The following is a 20,294-nucleotide window of genomic DNA, read 5'->3' on the forward strand; positions in this document are numbered from 1 at the left end:
TCGCCATGTGGGCTGCAAGGACGCAGCAATTGAGATGTGATGGAGGCGTTTGTCGATGTCGTCAGGATCCAGCGTGGAGGATCGTTCTAAACCTGCAGTAGTCCGGGAAGGGTTCTTCGGGGACTACTACGAGCATCTCGCAGAGGAGGACGCCCGCGGATACGCTGCCGAGCAATTGACCTCCAGGGCAGCGGCACACCGCGAGGCGGGGCAGAGCCGCAAGCCGGGCACTGCCAATGTCAGGATTGCCAACGAGGGTGATCGCAGCATTCTGTACATCGTCACGGATGACATGCCGTTCCTGGTGGACTCGGTGAACGCCGAACTCGTTCGCCAGAACTGCGCTATCCGGCTCGTCATGCACCCACTCTTCGTGGTTTCTCGTGATCACGTCACCGGCGATCTGTCCGACATTGCCCGGGTGCCGTCGAACATCGGCATCTCAAGCGGTGACACCGCGGCGATGCCGAATATCGCTCATCTGATCTCGCAAGGTGACAACGTCTCCCACATGGAGTCGTGGATCGCCGTCGAAGTTGACAGGGTGGCCGACGACTTCCAGAAGGAGCTCGTTGACGGAATCCACCGCGTCCTGAACGACGTCCGGGCCGCCGTCGAAGACTGGCCCAAAATGCGCACAAAGGCGCTCGAGCTGGCATCGTCCCTGGACAAGGTGGCCCACCCGGAAGACATCGCGGAGCTCAGGCAAGCGCAGGACCTCCTGCGCTGGTTGGACAACGGCAACTTCACGTTCCTGGGTTACAGGGAATACGACCTCATCACCGAGAACGGTGAAGACGTCCTTGAGTTGCGCGAAGCGAGCGGTCTGGGACTCTTGAGGGCGGGGGACCACCCGCACCAAATCCAGCACCTTACCGACGCCGGACGCCGTAAAGCTCGCGAGAAGCGTGCCTTGGTGATCACCAAAGCCAACTCGCGGTCCACCGTGCACCGCCCCGCGTACCTGGACTACATCGGTGTCAAGAGCTTCGATGTTGCGGGCAACGTCAACGGTGAGCGCCGCTTCATCGGCCTGTTCGCCACGAGCGCGTACACCGGGTCCGTAAGGAACATCCCCATCGTTCGGGAAAAGGTCGACGCCGTGCTCCGCTCGGCCGGGTTCCCGCAGGACTCCCACTCCGGCAAGGACCTCGTCGGTATTCTCGAGACCTACCCCCGTGACGAACTCTTCCAGATCGAGACCGAGGACCTGGCAGCGACGGCTTTGGGCATCCAGCGTCTGCAGGAGCGGCGCCGCACGAAGCTCTTCCTGCGCCCGGATATCTACGGGCGGTTCATGTCGGCACTGGTCTACCTGCCCCGTGACCGCTACACCACTAACGTCCGGCAACGAATTGAACAGGAACTACGCGAGACCTTCGAAGCCGAGAGCATCGACTACGAGGCCCGGATCACGGAGTCCGCACTCTCAAGGGTTTTCTTCCGGATCCGGCTGCCGCGCGAGGCTGAGCTCCGCGACGTCGACGCCGGTGAACTCGAAAAGCGGCTTGTCCGGGCCTCGCGGTCCTGGGCTGAAGGTATTGCGGAGGTGCTCCGCGAGAACACCAGCGGTTTGGATGCCGAGCGATTGTCAGCCCTGTGGGCGGATGCGTTCCCCGCCGGCTACCGAGTCGACTACGAAGTCGAGGACGCCCTCAAGGACATTGAGCGTTTCGAGAAGTATGCCGCCACAACCGACCGCGACGCCGTCGCCGTCCAGACGGTCCCTGGAGTGCATGTCTACCTGCCCAACGGCGCCGGTGAGCTGCTCGAAGAGGATGCCCGCGTCAAGCTCTACCTTTTGGAACCGAAGAGCCTGAGCCAGATCCTGCCCTACTTCCACAATCTTGGCCTTGAGGTTCTCGATGAGCGGCCTTTCGAAATTGAGACTGCCGACCACCGGGACTTCTTCCTCTACGACCTTGGCCTGAAATACCCCACCGGTGTCGATCCCGTGGCTACCGGCCAGCTCTTGGCGGACTCCTTCAGTGCCGCGGTGACCGGTGCGGTGGAATCCGACAGTTTCGACCGGCTCGTGCTCCGGGAAGGTATCCACTGGCGGCAGGTTGTCATGCTCCGCGCCTATGCGAAGTACATGCGCCAGATGGGGAACACCAACTCCTTCGAGTTCATTGCGGACACCCTTCTCGCCAACCCTGAGGTTGCCCGCGGCCTGATTGACCTCTTTGGGGCCCGTTTCGATCCTTCTTCGCCTGACGCCGCGCGTCCGGCCCGCCAGGAGGGCGCGCGCGCCACACTGGCCGAAGCAATTGACCAGGTGGCCACGCTCGACGCCGACCGGGTACTGCGGACTTTCGTTAACCTCATTGAGTCGACGCTGCGAACGAACTACTTCCAAGGCAAGTCGTACGTCAGCTTCAAACTCGATCCGACCACGATCGACGGCCTGCCGTTCCCGCGGCCGAAGTACGAGATCTGGGTGTACTCGCCTCGCGTTGAAGGCGTGCACTTGCGCTTCGGCAAGGTGGCCCGTGGCGGTTTGCGGTGGTCCGACCGCCGCGAAGATTTCCGGACCGAGATTCTCGGGCTCGTCAAGGCACAGACGGTGAAGAACGCCGTGATTGTGCCGACCGGTGCAAAGGGCGGATTCTTCGCGAAGCAGCTTCCGGATCCGGCACTTGACCGTGCCGCTTGGATGGCCGAAGGCATCGAAAGCTACAAGACCTTCATCCGCGGACTGCTCGACCTTACCGACAACCTCGTGACCACGGCAGACGGCGAGAAGATTGTGCCGCCGTCGGACGTTGTCCGTCAGGACGACGACGATTCGTACCTGGTGGTGGCAGCGGACAAGGGCACGGCAACTTTCTCGGACACCGCGAACGGCCTGGCCGCCGAGTATGGATTCTGGCTGGGGGACGCATTCGCTTCCGGTGGCTCCGTAGGATACGACCACAAGGCCATGGCCATTACGGCCCGCGGTGCATGGGAGTCGGTCAAGCGCCACTTCAGTGAGCTGGACCTTGACACCCAGACTGAGGAATTCACCGTGGTCGGCGTCGGCGACATGTCCGGCGACGTGTTCGGCAACGGAATGCTGCTTTCCCGGCACATCCGCCTGCTTGCCGCCTTCGATCACCGGCACATCTTCCTGGATCCGACGCCGGATGCGGCTTCGTCCTTCGGCGAGCGGCAGCGTCTCTTCGAGCTTCCCCGCTCCTCCTGGGACGACTACGACCGCTCGCTCATCAGCGCAGGTGGCGGGGTCTACCCCCGCCAGGCCAAGGTCATCCCGATCTCGCCGGAAGTCCGCCGTGCCCTCGGCCTGCCGGACGGAACCGTTCAGCTGAGTCCTCCTGAACTCCTGCGTGCAATACTCCTGGCTCCGGCCGATCTCCTCTACAACGGCGGGATCGGAACGTACGTCAAGGCCAGCACCGAGTCCCACGCCGAGGTGGGAGACAAGGCGAACGACGTCATCCGCGTGAACGGACGGGAGCTCCGTGTCAAGGTCGTTGGCGAAGGCGGAAACCTCGGAATGACGCAGCGCGGACGCATCGAAGCTGCCCTGCAGGGTGTCATCCTCAACACCGATGCAATCGACAACTCTGCCGGCGTCGATTGCTCCGACCATGAAGTCAACATCAAGATCTTCGTCGACCGGATGGTTGCCGCAGGAAAACTGGATGCTTCCGAGCGCACATCCTTCCTCGCCGACATGACCGACGAGGTCGGACGCCTCGTGCTCGAAGACAATATCGATCAGAACATCCTGTTGCTCAACGACCGCACGCGCGTCGCCGAATGGAGCCCGAGCTACGAGCGCCTGATGGACTGGCTCGAGAAGTCCGCCGACCTCAAACGGGACCTCGAAGCGCTGCCGACGACCGAGACGCTTCGCGAGCGGCTGGAACAGGGCCAGGGCCTGACGTCCCCGGAACTGTCCGTCCTCGCCGCCTACGCCAAGATCGAATTGGGCTCCGCCTTGCGGGACAGCGATCTGGCTGACGATCCTTGGTTCCGTAAGACGATTCGCTCCTACTTCCCGAAGCAGCTCCGAGAACGGTTCGACGCCGAACTGGACACCCATCCCTTGCGTCGCGAGATCATCGCGACCGTGGTGGCCAACGACATGATCAACCTGGGTGGCATCACCTTCGCCTTCCGCACCATGGAGGAGACCTCGGCTACCGAGGTCGCCGTCGCGAAGGCGTTCGTAGCCCTCCGTGAGATCTACGAACTCGATTCGATGGTGCGGGAGCTCAATGCCCTGCCTGCTTCGTTCCCCACGGAACACTGGAGCACCGTCCACCTCGACATCCGAAGGCTTCTTGACCGTGCGGTTCGCTGGTTGCTCAGCCAGGGCAACGCCTCGAAGCCGATCTCGGAGATCGTCGCGGAATTCAAGCCGATGATGGATCCGATGCGGGCCAGGGTGCTCGACTACTTGCGCGGCAGCGACAAAGAGCGCGTTACCGGCTGGCTCGAAAAGGCGCGCTCGTGGGGCCTTCCCGACACGCTCGCCCATCGCTGGGCCGAGCTATTCGAGAGCTTCGTGCTCTTGGACATCGCCAAGATCACGCACAGCCGCGACGCCCGTGTGGAAGAGGTCAGCCACGTCTACTACACGGTATTCGACCGCTTCCACGTCGATTCGTTGCTGGAGCGGATCACAGCACTCCCGCGCGATGACCGCTGGCAGGCGCTTGCCCGGGCGGCCCTGCGCGACGACCTCTACTCGACCGTAGCGGACATGACGACGTCGGTGCTCGAATCGACCGACGCCGGCCTCGACGCCGAGGCCCGTTTGCGGGCCTGGGAAGGCATCAATGCCGAGCAATTGGGCCGCGCGAAGAGCATGTTCGACGAGGTCAACGCGCTGGAGGCCGACGACATGGCTTCTCTGTCGGTAGCATTGAGGCTCTTGAGGTCAATCGTTCGACGCTAGGGACAAGCCCGGGCGTTATATGGAGGTGCAGTGGCAATCTTTACAGACCCCATCAGGGAGCACGCTGATTTCGGGCCTGGAGATGCCGAATGGCTGCACCTCCTGGTCGGCGACTGGCAGATGGTCGCCGACCTGGCGTTCGCGGACCTCGCCCTATGGTTTCCGCATCCTGAGTTCGGTTACATCGCGCTTGCTCACGTGAGGCCGTCGACGAGCCACACGGTGTTTCATGCGGACTTCGTTGGGGAAGGCATCCGCTCGGATCTGCGACCGATAGTCGACAAAGCGTGGTCCAGTCGTTCCATCGAACGCTCCAGCGAAACGAGCTGGAGCAGCGAGATGGCCCTGAGGGTTGAAGCGGTGCCCATGGTCAGGAACGGACGGACCCTTGCCGTCGTCACGTCGCATATGGACCTTTCCAGTTCACGGATGCCTTCCCGCCTGGAGCTTACGTACAGGCAATGCGCCTACGATCTGCTCCGGATGGGAACGCTGGGCCTCTGGCCGGACTTCGCTTCACCGACGGGTTCGCGCCGTGGCGCTCCCCGCGTGGGTGACGGCCTGATCAGGCTCGACGCCGACGGCATCGTGCAGTACGCGAGTCCGAACGGCGTCTCCGCATTCCGTCGCCTCGGCGAGGTGGAAACCTTGGAAGGACGGTCCCTCGCGGAAGTAACCGCAGGACTCCTCAAGGACCGGCGGATGGTGGACGAGACGCTGCCGCTGGTCGTTACTGGTCGGATGCCGTGGCGGAGCGAGATCGAGTCCCGCGGTGTCAGCTTGTCGTTGCGCGCGATTCCATTGCGCGACGAGAAGCATCGCTTCGGAGCCTTGGTACTGTGCCGCGACGTATCAGAACTGCGACGCCGCGAGCTCGAGCTGGTGACCAAGGACGCGACGATTCGTGAAATCCACCACCGCGTCAAAAACAACCTGCAGACGGTGGCTGCTTTGCTGCGCATGCAGTCGCGACGGATGGTCAGCGACGAGGCGAAACAAGGCCTGGAACAGGCAATGCGGCGAGTGGCGACGATTGCGTTGGTACACGAGACGCTTTCACAAGGGCTCACGCAGAGCGTTGATTTCGATGAACTCATTGGACGTCAGTTCCGGCTCTCGGCAGAAGTAGCGTCCCCTTCGCAGCACGTCCGGACTGAGCGCGCCGGCCTGTTCGGCGAATTGCCGAGCGACTTTGCCACGCCCCTTGCGCTGGTCATCAATGAGCTCGTGACAAATGCCGTGGAACACGGTCTTGAAGGCCGGGCCGGAACGGTATGGCTAATGGCGGATCGTTCCACGGGGGAGCGCGGCGATGAACTCCTCACGGTGACGATCGCCGATGATGGCGTCGGACTGCCCGAGGGGTCGTATACCGAGGGTCTAGGCCTTCAGATTGTGCGGACTCTTGTCACGAGCGAGTTGGGTGGCAGCATCCAGTGGCGGCCGCGCGACGGCGGTGGCACCGCCGTCGAGATCGTCCTGAACCTGGTGCGGAGCTGACGCCGGCCGCTGGCGGCGCGCTCTATCTCTGACCGCGGTCAGAAATGCGAAGATGGCCCGGACCTATCGGTCCGGGCCATCTTCGTGTGTTCTCTTTGCCTTAGGCTCTGTGCTTCGCGGGCCCAGTCGCTTAGGAAGCGCGGCGGGCGCGGGCGGCGCGTCGCTTGAGTGCGCGTCGCTCGTCCTCGCTCATGCCGCCCCAGACGCCAGCGTCCTGGCCCGATTCAAGGGCCCACTGAAGGCATGTGTCCACAACGGGACAGCGACGGCAGACACTCTTCGCTTCCTCGATCTGGAGAAGCGCAGGGCCGGTGTTGCCTACGGGGAAGAAAAGCTCCGGGTCCTTGTCGAGGCAGGCTGCGCGGTTACGCCAATCCATGCTGATCAGTCACTCCATTCGTGAGTACTAGTTAAGCCTTTTGTGAAAATATTCACGAGAGGCTTCATAGGAAAGGGGACCCATTGGGCCCCCTTGGTCGTCTGAGTCAAGCGTGTCATGTTAACGCCATGTAAACAAGGGGTTTTAGCGTTTGAAACCGTGAGCGATGCATCACATTGGCCACCGGTCTACTCACAGGTATTCGACTATGTCCGGTATTGTGCCAATGTGTCAAGACCCCCTCTGAACCCTAACCATGACCCAGCAACGCCCGGCGACGACGGCCAGGGGACCGGCAGCGACAACATTGGCCGGGCATCCGGCGGAGGGCCGCGCCCTGTAGGGATCGTTGTTATTTCCATCGTGGTTGTGCTGGAAGCCCTCGCACTGTTGGCCGCCGGAGCCCTGTATGTATACGAGCTGGTGACCGGGGCTCCGGTGGCCTCATTCTGGGGAGCCGTGTTTACCGTTGGCCTGTTGCTGGCTTTTTCTGCATTGTTGTTTGCCGTGGGGCACTTCCTGTTCCGTGGCTACCGTTGGACCCGGGCACCCGCGTTGGTTGCGCAGCTGTTCGCCCTGACGATCGGGTTTCCCACCATGACCGGAGGACTGGTTCCTGCCGGCCTGGCCATGGTGGTGCCGGCTTTGGCCGGAATTGTCTTTTTGTTCGACAAGCGGGTCATTGCCTTTGCCTCCCGAGCGGGCGGATCGCGCGCCGCCCTTTGACTCTTCACTTGGGTACGGCTTCCTAGCCCGGAGCGGCGATCTGGACAGTGCGTGTTCGTCCATTCTCGATGAGGACAGCACGACCCGGTGGCGGCGCCTGATCGACGTCGACGCGCACGCCAAAGAAATCTCCGGCCGTGGGCGACCCATTGCCCAGGAGAATTCCGCTTCCGTGGTTTCGGGCCAGGGAAGCAAGGGGCGTCCGCTGCAGTAGGGCAGGGCTGCCCGCAGTTGCCACCACCGGGAAACCGATACCAGGAAGTTCAGCCAGGAGGACGGCGGTTTCGCTGGTGAGGCGTTCGACGTCGTCCACGAGGGGGATGACTTCTGCTCCCACGAGCCTGCGGCTTGCTTCCCGGTGGAATTCGGCCCAAAAGGCGTCAGGATCGGCCCCTTTGGGTGATGTCCACCATTGATGGCCTGGATTGAGCATGGCCAAAGCGGCCAGAAGCGACGACTTGCCGGAACCGGGGGTGCCGAGGGCGAGGAGGACGCCTCCGCGCGGCAGCGTGATCCAAGCAGGTTCTTGTTCATCCCCTCCAACGCCAAGGAGCACCGACCCGGGCACCCGGGCACGGGAAAGGGCAGTAGCATCGCTTCGGCCATCCGCAATGAGATCCGAAGCCCGGATGAATTGCGGCAAGGGATCCACCCGGATTGGGCGCCGTGCAGGCTCGGGGGGCACGCAGTACGGCCAAGCCGCGGTTGGCGGCGGCTCGACAAGCTGCGCAACTGCAGTGTCAACCCCGAGCAAGTTGCCACTTACGACCGCCCGACCCTTCAGGGGCTTCATTGCCGCAAAACGGGGCCACGCCAACCGCCCTTCTTCTGTGGTCCCGGTGGGAAAGTATGCGCGGTTGGGGATTGATGCGAACATGCGCGAGGCGGTCAGTTCGCGGTCGCCGGTGACAAGGACAGCCAGTCCTGCCTTCTGTCCATCGCGGACGAGGGCGTGGACAACGTCTTCGGCCCAGGCCAGCGGTCCGGCGCGTAACTCGGAGACCCACGAACCCCAGTTCGAAATGACCAGCAAAAGCGGGACTTGCCCGGCGGCGGTTCCCCGGGATTGCCGCGCCGACATCTCAGCTGCGAGCCTCTCCAGGATGCGAACGCCCCTTCTGATGTCGTTGGGGGAGGCAACGGCCCCCACGCGTCCCTGGGCGGCCACGTCGGCCAATGAACCGTCACCGTCGAGGACATAGAGATGGAGTTCTTCGGCACTTCCAACAAGCTGCGCAGCCGCTGCCCGACACGTATCTTCAGCTCCGCGTCCAGGAGGGCCAACGAGTCCAAGATTCCCGTGGACGAAAGGAGTCCAGCACAGGCCGGCACCTCGTTGTTGCGAGGGCAAATCTGCCAAGCCAAGGTAGGCGGTCGGGCCTGCCGGCGTACGGCTTGCCGCGTGCTTGCCCATCATTGCTGTGATGCCAAGGGATTCGGGAAGTGGGACGGACTCTGGAAGCGGATGCGCCACAGGTCTCCTAAGCGGTGTACTCCCCTGGATGTCCCAAACCCGGTTGAGTGCCTTGATAATGGGGCGGGCGGCTTCTGCTGGCGTTGCAATCGCACCCTGAGTCTCCGCCAACGCGGTTTCAGACGAACCGCTGAAGCGGAGCGACCCCGCTGCCGGCAACGAAATGGCCTTTGCGTGCGCCCGGGCTTTTTCGCTGCCCGAGAGGGTTGCTGACTGAAAGGGCTCGGCATCTTCCACTCCGCGAACCATAAAGGCGCGGCCAGGCAGGGACACCGGAATCGAGGCCGCTGCCGGCGAGTTGATGACGTCCCGGGATTCCATTTCTGATTGGACGCGAAGTGCAATGCTGGTAGTGACGTTGGCCCGAATGTCCGCACTCAGTGCACCCTGCGGACGTTGTGTCGCCATGATCAGGTGGATGCCCAGAGACCGGCCCAGGGTGGCGATCCGCATCAATTCGGCCAAGGCATCCGGGGCGTCTTCAATGAGCATCCTGAATTCATCGATTACAAGCACCAGACGGGGCAGTACCGGAAGGTGGCTTCTTCGACCCGCCGCGCCCCCGCCCCCGGGTCCTCGGGCTTTGGCCCAATACGCGGGCAAATCAGGGACACCGGCCTTCGCAAGGCTCCCTTCCCGCATCCGAACCTCGGCGCGGAGGGAGGAGAGGGTACGTTCAAGCTCGTGTTCACTGAGGTCCGTAAGCATCCCGACGCAGTGCGGAAGGTCTGCCAACGGCCCGAGGCCCGAACCTCCCTTGAAATCAACAAACAGGAAGTTGACCCTGTCCGGGCTGTGTTTCAGTGAGATCGCGGCCACAATCGTGCGCAGAAGCTCTGACTTTCCCGATCCCGTAGTTCCGGCAACGAGGAGGTGCGGGCCGTCCGAAACCAGGTCCAGCGTCCGGGGCCCGTCGGCTCCTTGCCCAATAACCGCGGATAGCCCTCCGCGTGCTGAAGAAGCGCTCCAGCGGGCCGCGATGCTCGAGGGCTCAGCGGGAAGCAATTCGGCAAGTTGGCAGGTAGAGGGGACAAGCGGCGCCCTTTCTTTCGCTAGACGGGGCAATCTTGCCAATGAGCGGCAGTAGCGGTCGAAGACCGGGTGCGGCACAAGGTCCGGGTCAAATTCCGTTTCTGAATGACACGAACGAAGGATTGCGCGCTTGTTCCAGAGCTCGACGGCGGAACCGCTTTCGTCGCCCCTCGCGGCGCCTTGGAAGATTCTCCAGCCGGACTCGATCGCCGCCAGCCGGAGTGGGTCGACGGCGGGATCACGTTCGGGCCCCACCAGAAACAGTGCTCCCGGTTTATCCGCAAGCGCGGAAAGAGCAGCCGCGGCTGAAGAGGCGTCCGTGGTCAACGTGATGCCGGGGAGGAACCGGGCGCTTGACGGCAAGTGGGGTAGCGGTCCATGTATGAGGACGGGAGCGTCGCTTGCGCCCGGAAAAGCTGCCAGCTGCATGAGCAGAAATCTGAACATTCCTTGCACCTTGGCTTCGGGTCCCGTGAGGGAAACGGCCTGGATGGAGGGATCCAGAACTACCGGAACGGGGCCCAGCTGCGGTGGCTGAAAGCCCGGGTCCGCGGGATCGAGGGCAACCCTGGCGTTCTGCGGACAGGTGCCGAGCCGGAGCCACACATCGCGGCAACCCGCCGTCCCTTTGGTTGCCCCCGAGGCTTGCACCGTGCTGGCTCCTTGAGCTGTGCCGGATCCTTGCGTTGTGGTGGTTCTTGGCAGCGCCAGCCGCATTCGCCCGTGTTCCCTTGAGGGGAAAGCTGCCGAGTTGACGGCGAAGGCGAGCTCAGCGGCGGACGGTGAACACCGCCGTCGTCGGGCCCGGTCTTGTTCGACTGCCGCCGCGATCGCGGCAGCCAGAAAGCGGCGCTCGCGTCTCCCCGAAATTGCAGGTGCGAGGACCGCGATCGCAGAAATTGCCGTGAATCCGAGGAACATCCACATGCCAGTGGCCAGAGCCATTCCAACTCCCAGCAGGAACGGGAGCCCGGCCGTGAGGAGAAGTTGCGTGCGGCTGCCCGCATCGTGGCGCCGCGGGACCAGGATCGGCTCGGCGACGCCCTGGCCGGCTGCCCCCAGCGACTCCGCTCCGTGTTCTTCGTCGCCGAAGACAATTGACATGACAGAGCCGCCACATCGGATCCCGGAGGCGGTCGAGACAGGGGCGGAGCGGACTTTGCGTCCATCCACCACCGTTCCGTTCGCGCTCCCGTTATCGCTTATGGTGACCGCTGTCTCGGAGATCGTCAGGACGGCGTGATCCCGCGAAACATCAGGATCCGGGAGGCAGACATCGGCGTTGCTCCGGCCGATCCTGTATTTGCCCCTTTCCAGCGGTATGACCAGGCCCGCGGCCGGGCCGGCGTGCACCAGCAACGACAACGCCGCGGGACTGCGATAGCGATCACGGGTGTCTTGCGCCTCCGAATCGGCCCCGCACACCAACACAGCCCCCGACATGAGCGGCGCCGAGCCAACGGTGAGACCGCCGAGTGGCAGTCCCTCGACTGCAAGTTTTCCAGATCCGAACTCCGCCGCGACGGCGGCCTCGACGACGGCGCCAGGGGTGCCGTTGCCCGCGGCTATGGTCAGTTCGATGGGTCCGCCTTGCCGTAACGCCAACGGGCCCCAGACGAGGGTGCAATGGAATGCCACTGTGTCCGCTCCTTCGGTTCGCGCGGCTTCTGTTCGTCCACGATATTTGTGATGATCACCGCGTGTTCCAAGCCAGTTGACGTATGTGGAAAACGTTGCACCTATCAGGGCTGGCAGGGACCGGCCCGAAAAGCGGCGCGCCATCTCGGGTAGGCTTGACCTGCAGCCAATGCACATCATTGGGCTGCCCGCATTCGAACCAGGAGTATTTGTGACCGCTGACCTCGTCATCGTCGGGTCGGGCTTTTTTGGCCTGACAATCGCAGAACAGGCCGCCACTGAGCTGGGCTTGAAGGTTGTTGTCATTGACCGCCGGCATCACATCGGCGGCAACGCCTACAGCGAAACGGAAGAGAAGACCGGAATCGAGGTGCACCGTTATGGTGCACACCTCTTCCACACCTCGAACGAGCGGGTGTGGGAGTACGTCAACCGATTCACGACCTTCACGAACTACGTGCACAAGGTGTACGGCGTGCACAAGGGTGAGGTGTATTCCCTCCCCATCAACCTGGCGACGATCAACCAGTTCTTCCGGGCCAACTTGACTCCTAGCCAGGCGCAGGACCTGATCAAGGAGCAAGCTGGTGAACTCGCGGGAACCGATCCGCAGAATCTCAATGACAAGGGCATCCAGCTGATCGGTCGCCCCCTGTACGAGGCATTCATCAAGCACTACACCGGCAAGCAGTGGCAGACCGACCCCAAGGACCTCCCAGCGGAAATCATTTCTCGCCTTCCTGTCAGGTACAACTACGACAACCGATACTTCAACGACAAGTACGAAGGCCTGCCGACCAACGGGTATACGGCGTGGATCGAGAAGATGGCCGAGCACCCGAACATCGAGGTACGCCTGAACACGGACTTCTTTGACGAGTCGCACGAGTATTCAAAAAACAAGGTTGTCGGCAAGATTCCCGTCGTCTACACAGGACCCGTGGACCGCTACTTTGACTTTGTCGCCGGAGATCTGTCTTGGCGCACCATCGACTTCGAAGAAGAAGTCCTGGACATGGGAGACTTCCAGGGAACGTCCGTCGTCAATTACAACGACGACGACGTCCCGTTCACCAGGATCATCGAACCGCGCCATTTCCACCCGGAGCGTGGCTACCAGACGGAGAAAACCGTCATCATGCGCGAGTTTTCCCGGTTCGCCGAAAGCGGCGATGAGCCGTACTATCCGATCAACACCCCGGATGACCGCGAAAAGCTGCTGAAATACCGCGATCTCGCAGCCGCTGAAAAAGACGTGCTGTTCGGCGGGCGCCTTGGCACCTACAAGTATCTCGATATGCACATGGCTATCGGTTCGGCTCTCTCCATGTTTGACAACAAGGTCCGTCCGCATTTCGAAAACGGCGCGGAAATTGAAAGCGGAGGAGTGGACGCGTGAGTCCCACGACGACTGCCGAGCTTCAAAGGGTCGTCTTCCCGTCCCCGGGTGAGCTGGACGCCGTTGAACTCTATGTCGACGCCGGAAGTTCGGTTGGCACCCAACTCGTCGAGGACGACGGACTCTACCGACAGCCCAAGCTTCCGGAAAACAAGCTGCACCTAGTTGGTTCGAGCCCGCTGGAGGCTCATCATGAGGACTTCCTCTCGCGCACTTCCGCAAAGGTACGCGCCGGACAGCACGTTTCATTCGGTACGTATTTCAATGCATTTCCTGCCAGCTACTGGCGTCGATGGACAGCTGTCCGCTCGGTTCAGCTGCACGTCCGCACCGAGGGCTCAGGAACGGTGCTGGTCTACCGCTCGAACGCGCGCGGGATGCCTCAGCGTCTGAACTCAATCCACGTCGAAGGGTATAACGAGCTCGAGCTCGAGCTGTCCCTGGAGACGTTCGGCGACGGCGGCTGGTACTGGTTTGAGTTGGTTGCCGGCGCGTCAGAATTGACCTTGCTCGGCGCCGAATGGGCAACGCGGGAGTCTCCGCGGATTCCTGCGGGAGAAGTCGCAACAGTCCAAATCACCACCATGAACAAGCCGGACTTCTGCATCGCGAACGCCCGTATTCTTGGCGGAAGCTCCAAGGCGCTCGAGAGCGTCAAGGAAGTGTTGATTGTGGACCAGGGCACGAACAAGGTCTCGGCAGCCGAAGGATTCAATGACGTCAAGGATGTGTTGGGTCGCAAACTACGGATCGTGGAGCAAGCCAACCTTGGCGGTGCGGGAGGCTTCTCGCGGGGGATGGCGGAGGCTGTCCAGAACGACAGCAGCTTCGTCGTGCTTCTCGATGACGACGTCGTGGTGGAACCTGACAGCATTGAAAGGCTCATCACTTTTGCGCGCTTCAGCAAGAAGCCGACAATCGTTGGCGGTCACATGTTCGATCTTTACAGTCGGACGACGTTGCACACCTTCGGTGAAGTGGTCGACCCCTACAGGCTGAGCTGGGTAAGCCCGGATGACGCCCTTGAGTATCGCCACGACTTCAGACACCGGAATTTGCGGCAAACCCCTTGGATGCACCGTCGTGTCGATGTTGATTTCAATGGCTGGTGGATGTGCCTGATACCGACTGACATCATCCGGGAGATAGGCCTTTCCCTGCCTGTCTTCATCAAATGGGATGACGCCGAATATAGCTTGAGGGCGAAGCAGGCCGGGTACGCGACCGTCTCCCTGCCTGGCGCCGCCCTGTGGCATGTGTCGTGGATCGATAAGGATGACTCTCTGGGATGGCAGGCCTACTTCCATGAACGCAACCGATTGATCGCGGCCCTTCTTCACAGCCCTTTCCCAAAAGGGGGGCGGGTATTGCGGGAGTCGTTCCAGAACAACGTCAAACATCTGATCTCCATGCAGTACTTCGCTCAGGAAGCACGCATCATGGCGATGCGGGACGTCCTGCGCGGACCGGGGAGCCTCCACGCTGAATTGGCAAGCAAGTTGGCCGAAGTTAATGAGCTGCGTTCCCGCCACACAGAGGCGCAAATCAAATCCGACGTGGACGAGTTTCCGGCTGTGGGCCTCAATGGGGGAGGCCGAGGAGGCGCCGCGGGGATGCCGCCCAAAAAGGACCTCGTGAAATGGGCGGCGAAGACGGTCCTTCGCCAGATATTCAAGAAGCCGGATCCTTCATCGCTGGAGCGGCCCCAGGCCCATTTGGCGCACAGGGAAAATCGTTGGTGGAGGCTGTCCTCATTCGACAGCGTCCTCGTCTCCAATGCCGAAGGCACTGGAGTGTCCTGGTACCGCCGGGACCCCAAGCGGTTGAGGAGCCAGATGCTGGAAGCGGCCAAGCTCCAGAGCGAACTGTACCGTCGATGGGATCAACTCTCCGCCGAGTACAAGGCGGCCTTGCCGGAGATCACTTCCTTGGAGTCCTGGAAGGCCACTTTCGATGTCAGCGGGTAGGAATCCCAATAGCGTGTCGACTCAACTCATAAAACCAGGCCATGGCCGTGGACTATTTGACGTGTATTCCAACCGGTTTCTATTGAAGCTGCTGGTCCGAAAAGAGATCAAAGTACGATACCGGGGTTCGGTATTGGGACTGCTTTGGTCTTATGTCAAGCCACTGATGCAGTTTCTTATCTACTTTGTAGCGTTGGGGATTTTCCTCAATCTCCAGCATGGTACGCCGAACTATTCGATCTATCTGTTTGCAGGAATTGTCTTCGTGAACTTTTTCACGGAGTCTTTGGGAAATGCGACCCGTTCGATTCTTGACAATAGGGACTTGATTCGGAAAATCTATCTGCCGAGGGAATTGTTTCCCGTAGCGACGGTCCTGGTGTCGGCAGCGCATTTCCTTCCTCAATTGGCAGTCCTCGTTGGTGCCTGCTTGCTCGCAGGCTGGCAGCCATCCCTGATCCAGCTGCTGATGGTGATTGTTGCGTTCATTATGGTTGCAATTCTTGCAACTGGACTCGGTCTCCTCTTCGGAGCGGCAAATGTGTACTTCCGTGATTCCGAGAACATTGTCGACATGATCCTGATGGTTGTGACGTGGGCCTCGCCGGTTCTCTACATCTGGACGATGGTGCAACGGGTCATGGGGCCCTGGTACTGGGTCTACCAGATGAATCCGCTGACTGTCGGCGTCGAGATCTTCCACTGGGCGTTTTGGTATCCGACTTTGACGGCGGACCAGATTGGGCTTGCTCCTTTGCCGCCGGATCTCCTCGGATTCTGGCTGCCGGTTGCAATTGCAATTTCCGTTGCCATCCTGTTCCTGGGCCAGTCTGTATTCCGCAAGCTCTCCATCCATTTCGCACAGGAGCTCTAGATTGTTTCAAACTGACGAGTTGGCAATTACGTGTGTAGGTATCCGTAAGCAATTCGTGCTCCGTCACACGCGTTCCCTGAAGGAAGCCCTCGTCTGGTTCATTCGTGGACGCAAGGGTGACCTATCGAGAAAATTTGATGCCTTGAAGGACGTCTCCCTTGACGTTCGTCATGGGGAGACAGTTGCTCTTCTCGGGCTCAATGGGTCCGGAAAATCAACGCTGCTCAAACTGATCTCCGGAGTCCTCCAGCCCGATGGCGGGACTGTCCTCACCCGCGGGCGCGTAGCCGGCCTGATTGAGGTTGGGGCTGGCTTCCATCACGATCTCAGCGGGCGCGACAATGTGTATCTCAATGGCGCAATTCTTGGAATGACCGAGCGAGAGATCGACGAAAAGTTCGCCTCGATCGTGGAGTTCTCCGAAATTGGCGAGTTTATCGACACCGAGGTGAAGTTCTATTCGTCGGGCATGTATCTTCGGCTCGCTTTCTCTATTGCCGTGCATACAGATCCCGAAGTGTTCCTCATCGACGAAATCCTCGCTGTTGGAGACGAACCATTCCAGCGGAAGTGCATCGCCAAGATCAAAGAGTTGGCCGGCAAGGGCAAGACCCTCTTTGTGGTCAGCCACGACCTTGACCTTGTGGCGACCATTTGCGAACGGGGCGTCCTTTTGGAACACGGCCACGTCGTCATGGACGGTGAAGTCCATGAGGTGGTCGCTGAACTCAGGCAGCGGTCCAAGGCCGCTTGAGTCATTGAAGCGGAGACCCCGCTCGCACGAGACATTGACAAATTGCCCTTGGGGCTAAAGCACGGGCCTCAAGGCCGAACGGGAAGGGACCACATGAAGCAACCAAATGGAGGCTCAGGCGACCATCTGGGTCGTCGTGGGTTCCTGGCGGCCGTCGCCGTGTCGCCGCTCCTGCTCTCAGGTTGTTTCGGTGGAGCGGCGTCGCAGGGATCGGCTGACACTGGCAATTTCCCCGTCACGATTCCGCATTTGTTCGGCGAGACTACTGTGACCAAGGTACCGACCAGAATTGCGACGCTTGGTTTCGCGAGCCAGGATGCCTGCGTCGAACTAGGAGTCGTGCCGGTCGGCGTTCCGGCCTATGAAGCGCGTGGCTTCGGGACCAGTCTGTGGTTCGGCAAGGCGATTACTTCAATGAACGCGGTCATGCCGGCTCAATATCGGGAAGTGGACGGGCCGCCCTATGACTCGCTCAAGTCGCTGAAACCTGACCTCATCCTGGCCGTCAACTCGGGCATCACACGGAACGAGTATGACACCCTGAGTAAAATCGCCCCGGTTATCGCTTACCCCGGGACTCCCTTTGGAACTGACTGGCGGACTACGACACTCACCGTGGGCAAGGCCATCGGCCGCTCCCAGGCTGCCAAGGAACTGGTAGCGAATATTGAAAAGGAAATTGCGAAGGCCAAGTCCAGCTACTCGGACCTTGCGGGCAGCAGCTTCCTTTACCTTGGTGCCAGCTCCGTGCCCGGCGCGGACTTTGAAGTCTATGACGAGAACTCGAATCCAGTTCGGATTCTTGAGGACTTTGGAGTTGTTCCTTCACCGTCACTGGACAAAGTCAAAGCCCAGGGAAAGCGGCAGATCGTGCGTTACGGTGTGAGCCCGCTGTTGTGGGAATCCCGGCGCGGGGGCGAATTGCAAGCCGATATAGACGTAGTCGCCGTGAACATGTCCGAACGGGCGGACATCGCCAAGAACGGGGTGCTCGACGTCCTGCCGGCAGCCAAACGGAATTCACTGGCCGTCGTTCAGAATTCCGACGACGCATTGGCTCTCCTGGAAGCTTCGCCCCTGGGCGTCAAGTGGGTTCTCTGGACCGTCATGCCCGAACTGGCCAGGGCGGCCTACCAAGCGAAGCACGGTAGCGGGGCTGCTGGTTCCTGATACTCGACATTGTCCGGCCAACGCGGCGGTCAACAGGAGTCGAAACTGGCCTGTGCCCGGACAACCGGGCGCAGGCCAGTTTCATGTGTTGGGGGGGCGGCGGATTGCGGGTTCGGTACCAAAATCCTAGGGTTTGGGTCAATGAGCGGTCATCCGGCCTGCTACGAAGCCGATGGCCCGGTCACTTGTCGCAGGCTGTTGTACGCACCAGGCGTACCTTTCCGGAGGTCGCGAGCACCTGGATATCCGGTGCCGATCCGCTCGTCAGGTCAGCAAGACCGGGGAACGGATCCTCGGTAGGAATTACCGTCTTGGTGCCGAAATCGAGTGCCCAGTAAGCGTTGAGTTCTTTGATGACGGGGCAGACGTCCTTATTGAAGGCGGCCTCGTCCCAATGATCCAGCAACAGCTGCTCTTTCTCGGTCCGTTCGCCGAAAATGTGTGGTGCGAGCGGCTGTCGATCGGCCAAAGCGTAAACCAATGAAGCGCCGGTGAGGGGGTTGCCGACGACGACACCATCCTTGGGGACTATGGCATCGACTTGCTTCAACAACGCCAATTTGTCGCTATCCACGAGATCAGAGGTGGCCGACACCCGGAACGCGTCGCCAAGCCGTTGCTGGACAGGCGCCAACGTTCCGCCTTGGGAGGCAACTCCCAGCACTCCGAGGGCAACCCAAATCACTGCAACATAGCGGCGACCAAGTTGGACCCGGCTGCGACCGGCGTCGGCCATTGCCCCGTCAACGGATGGTTCCTTGCGGATCCGGCGTTTCGAGACAAGTTCCAGGAGGGCCCTGAAGCGCCACAGCAGCCATTCCGCACCAAAGACAATAATCGGAAAGCTCGCCACCGGGAGCAATGCGGCCAAGCGGAAGCTGTCGTTGTACCACACGCCTGTGAGCAGTGTCCTGAAGGTGCCGGGTGGCCAGCTGGAGACCACCATGTAGAGGACAGCAGCCACCAGATAGACACCCAGGACCCACCACGTCCGGCGGAGGTTGCGTGCGATGACATACAAGCCTATGACGGTCAATATGGCGAGTATCCAGGCCGCCGTGGTGCCCATGGGCGCGCTACTCAGGATTTCGCCAAGTGCCCGGGAGTTGGACTGGAAGGGGGTCCAGGGCGCTGCACCAAGGCCCGGCCGCAGAATCATCCATGTCACGACGGCTGCTCCAAAGTATGCGACGCTCAGAAGAGCCCAGACGATCACCGCGCGTCTGGATCCGGCGCCTTCCCGCCATTCAAGGAAGAGTTTCACAAGACGTCCCAGCACTACTGGAGCGGTGAATCCAATAAGGGCGACCATTGCACTCGGATGGGTCAGAACCATGCCTGGGAACGTGGCGCACAAAGCCAGCAGCGGAGGCCAGATTGAAGTTGCCGGCATCCTCGAGAGACCAAACAACTCGATCACCAACCCGAATACCGCCGGCAGCAGTGCGATCGCTGCGTTGTTGGGATACAGCACGCCGAATCCAACCAGCAGGTAGGGGAAGGCGCTGAATCCTGCGGCCAGGACTCCCGTGGCGATCAACGGCACGGGCCGGTAGCCCACGATCCGCGACACAAGGAACATGCAGCCGAGCGGCCAAACCAAGGCCCCGATGACGATCGTCCCGACGTTGACACTGGCGGGGACAGAAGCGCCGGTCAGCATCTGGAGGAGCGCCATCATGTCATGCATGCCGGCGGGGTAAAAGTACCGTGAGGCTTCCGTGAGGTTGCCGAGGGTAAGGGACGAGCCGTTTTGCGTCTGAACGATGTGGTGGACGGCGTTGAGGTGATAGACGTTGTCAAAGGTCTGGGAGAAGTTTTCGGGACTTCCAAAGCCGGTGATGAACCGACCTGCAATCACAACTGCCCCGAACGCAACGCCCAGTGGCACCGCGAGGATTGCGGTCCAGCGACCAAGGTCGTGGGCGTTCAGGGGCCCGTTGTTGGCTAGATTCCCCCAGCTTTTGCCCCGCCGGGTCCACCAATACCGGGCGGCGAGAACCAGGAAGGCGAGAACCACGCTAACGGTGAAGTAGACGGCCGGCGTGTAGGGAAGGTGCAGGAAAGGTGCGACGACGGCGGTGCACGACGCGATCGTCGTGGATACCGGCGCGGCAAGCGCCGCCAGGTTCAGGCGCCGGACTCCTGCAGCCCCGAGCACCAACAACCCGGGAAGAACGTAGATCAATGCTGCCATGGCGAAAATCGGAATGGTCTGCCACCAAGTCATCGATCAAAGCTCCTTATCGGGTATAGCCAACCTAACAATTATGCAGGGTGGGGAATGGACGCGCGTCCAGCAGCGGCCTGCACGCAAGTCCTCGCGGGCGAGATCCATGGATCCGGGAAGCGGCGAGCCGGTTCGGTGAGGAGGTACTCCTATAGCCCGAAACCTTCCCCCCTTTGGGGACCGCTGGCTGCCGGGAACATGGCCCGCGGGGATTGTGCGCCTGTCAGAAGCCGGGAGGATGA

At 61.3% G+C, this 20,294-nt stretch carries 11 protein-coding genes; 8 read left to right on the top strand and 3 right to left on the bottom strand.

Going from position 1 to position 20,294, the window contains the following annotated elements; translation table 11 throughout:
* Nucleotides 1-55: 55 nt before the first annotated feature.
* Nucleotides 56-4,909 carry an NAD-glutamate dehydrogenase gene (locus AB4074_RS00570; protein ID WP_441411661.1) on the top strand — a complete coding sequence of 1,618 codons (4,854 nt, stop codon included), beginning with the start codon at nucleotides 56-58 and terminating at the stop codon, nucleotides 4,907-4,909.
* Nucleotides 4,910-4,939: 30 nt separating this feature from the next.
* The gene (locus AB4074_RS00575) at nucleotides 4,940-6,409 is read left to right on the top strand and encodes a sensor histidine kinase (protein WP_236811889.1); all 1,470 of its coding nucleotides are present in this window, start codon (nucleotides 4,940-4,942) and stop codon (nucleotides 6,407-6,409) included.
* 130 nt (nucleotides 6,410-6,539) lie between these two features.
* Here the strand turns inward: AB4074_RS00575 and AB4074_RS00580 are convergent, their stop codons facing one another.
* A complete protein-coding gene (locus AB4074_RS00580; protein ID WP_003804966.1) occupies nucleotides 6,540-6,788 on the bottom strand; it encodes a WhiB family transcriptional regulator in 249 nt (82 codons plus the stop codon).
* A gap of 228 nt (nucleotides 6,789-7,016) precedes the next feature.
* On the opposite strand from AB4074_RS00580, the gene AB4074_RS00585 reads away from it, so the two are divergent.
* A complete protein-coding gene (locus tag AB4074_RS00585) occupies nucleotides 7,017-7,514 on the top strand; it encodes a hypothetical protein (RefSeq protein WP_441411662.1) in 498 nt (165 codons plus the stop codon).
* 22 nt (nucleotides 7,515-7,536) lie between these two features.
* On the opposite strand, the gene AB4074_RS00590 is transcribed toward AB4074_RS00585, so the two are convergent.
* A complete protein-coding gene (locus AB4074_RS00590; protein ID WP_441411663.1) occupies nucleotides 7,537-11,658 on the bottom strand; it encodes an FtsK/SpoIIIE domain-containing protein in 4,122 nt (1,373 codons plus the stop codon).
* Between the two features lie 211 nt (nucleotides 11,659-11,869).
* On the opposite strand from AB4074_RS00590, the gene glf reads away from it, so the two are divergent.
* From glf to AB4074_RS00615, 5 genes are all read left to right on the top strand, one after another.
* On the top strand, nucleotides 11,870-13,057 hold the full coding sequence (gene glf, locus AB4074_RS00595) for a UDP-galactopyranose mutase (protein ID WP_345452988.1): 1,188 nt from the start codon (nucleotides 11,870-11,872) through the stop codon (nucleotides 13,055-13,057).
* A complete protein-coding gene (locus AB4074_RS00600) occupies nucleotides 13,054-15,024 on the top strand; it encodes a glycosyltransferase (RefSeq protein WP_437770826.1) in 1,971 nt (656 codons plus the stop codon). The genes glf and AB4074_RS00600 overlap by 4 nt, the downstream gene beginning before the upstream one ends.
* Entirely contained in the window at nucleotides 15,011-15,898 is an 888-nt protein-coding gene (locus AB4074_RS00605) for an ABC transporter permease (RefSeq protein ID WP_437770825.1), read from the top strand. Before AB4074_RS00600 ends, AB4074_RS00605 begins: the two co-directional genes overlap by 14 nt.
* 1 nt (nucleotide 15,899) lies before the next feature.
* Complete coding sequence (locus AB4074_RS00610; protein ID WP_345452997.1) at nucleotides 15,900-16,652, top strand: ABC transporter ATP-binding protein; 753 nt, start codon at nucleotides 15,900-15,902, stop codon at nucleotides 16,650-16,652.
* A 93-nt stretch (nucleotides 16,653-16,745) separates the two neighbouring features.
* Nucleotides 16,746-17,822, top strand: a complete 1,077-nt coding sequence (locus tag AB4074_RS00615; protein WP_441411664.1) for an ABC transporter substrate-binding protein — start codon at nucleotides 16,746-16,748, stop codon at nucleotides 17,820-17,822.
* 181 nt (nucleotides 17,823-18,003) lie between these two features.
* Here AB4074_RS00615 and AB4074_RS00620 read toward each other — a convergent pair whose 3' ends face one another.
* Nucleotides 18,004-20,052, bottom strand: a complete 2,049-nt coding sequence (locus AB4074_RS00620) for a DUF6541 family protein (RefSeq protein WP_441411665.1) — start codon at nucleotides 20,050-20,052, stop codon at nucleotides 18,004-18,006.
* Between the last annotated feature and the right edge of the window lie 242 nt (nucleotides 20,053-20,294).

The sequence above is a fragment of the Arthrobacter sp. 2MCAF14 genome (assembly GCF_052115645.1).
In the GTDB taxonomy this organism is placed as follows: domain Bacteria; phylum Actinomycetota; class Actinomycetes; order Actinomycetales; family Micrococcaceae; genus Arthrobacter.

What these genes read in the sequence shown, in the direction of transcription:
- AB4074_RS00570 (WP_441411661.1), top strand. Translation starts at nt 56, where the DNA reads ATGTCGTCAGGATCCAGCGTGGAGGATCGTTCTAAACCTGCAGTAGTC.
- AB4074_RS00620 (WP_441411665.1), bottom strand. Translation starts at nt 20,052, where the DNA reads ATGACTTGGTGGCAGACCATTCCGATTTTCGCCATGGCAGCATTGATC.
- AB4074_RS00580 (WP_003804966.1), bottom strand. Translation starts at nt 6,788, where the DNA reads ATGGATTGGCGTAACCGCGCAGCCTGCCTCGACAAGGACCCGGAGCTT.
- AB4074_RS00615 (WP_441411664.1), top strand. Translation starts at nt 16,746, where the DNA reads ATGAAGCAACCAAATGGAGGCTCAGGCGACCATCTGGGTCGTCGTGGG.
- AB4074_RS00605 (WP_437770825.1), top strand. Translation starts at nt 15,011, where the DNA reads ATGTCAGCGGGTAGGAATCCCAATAGCGTGTCGACTCAACTCATAAAA.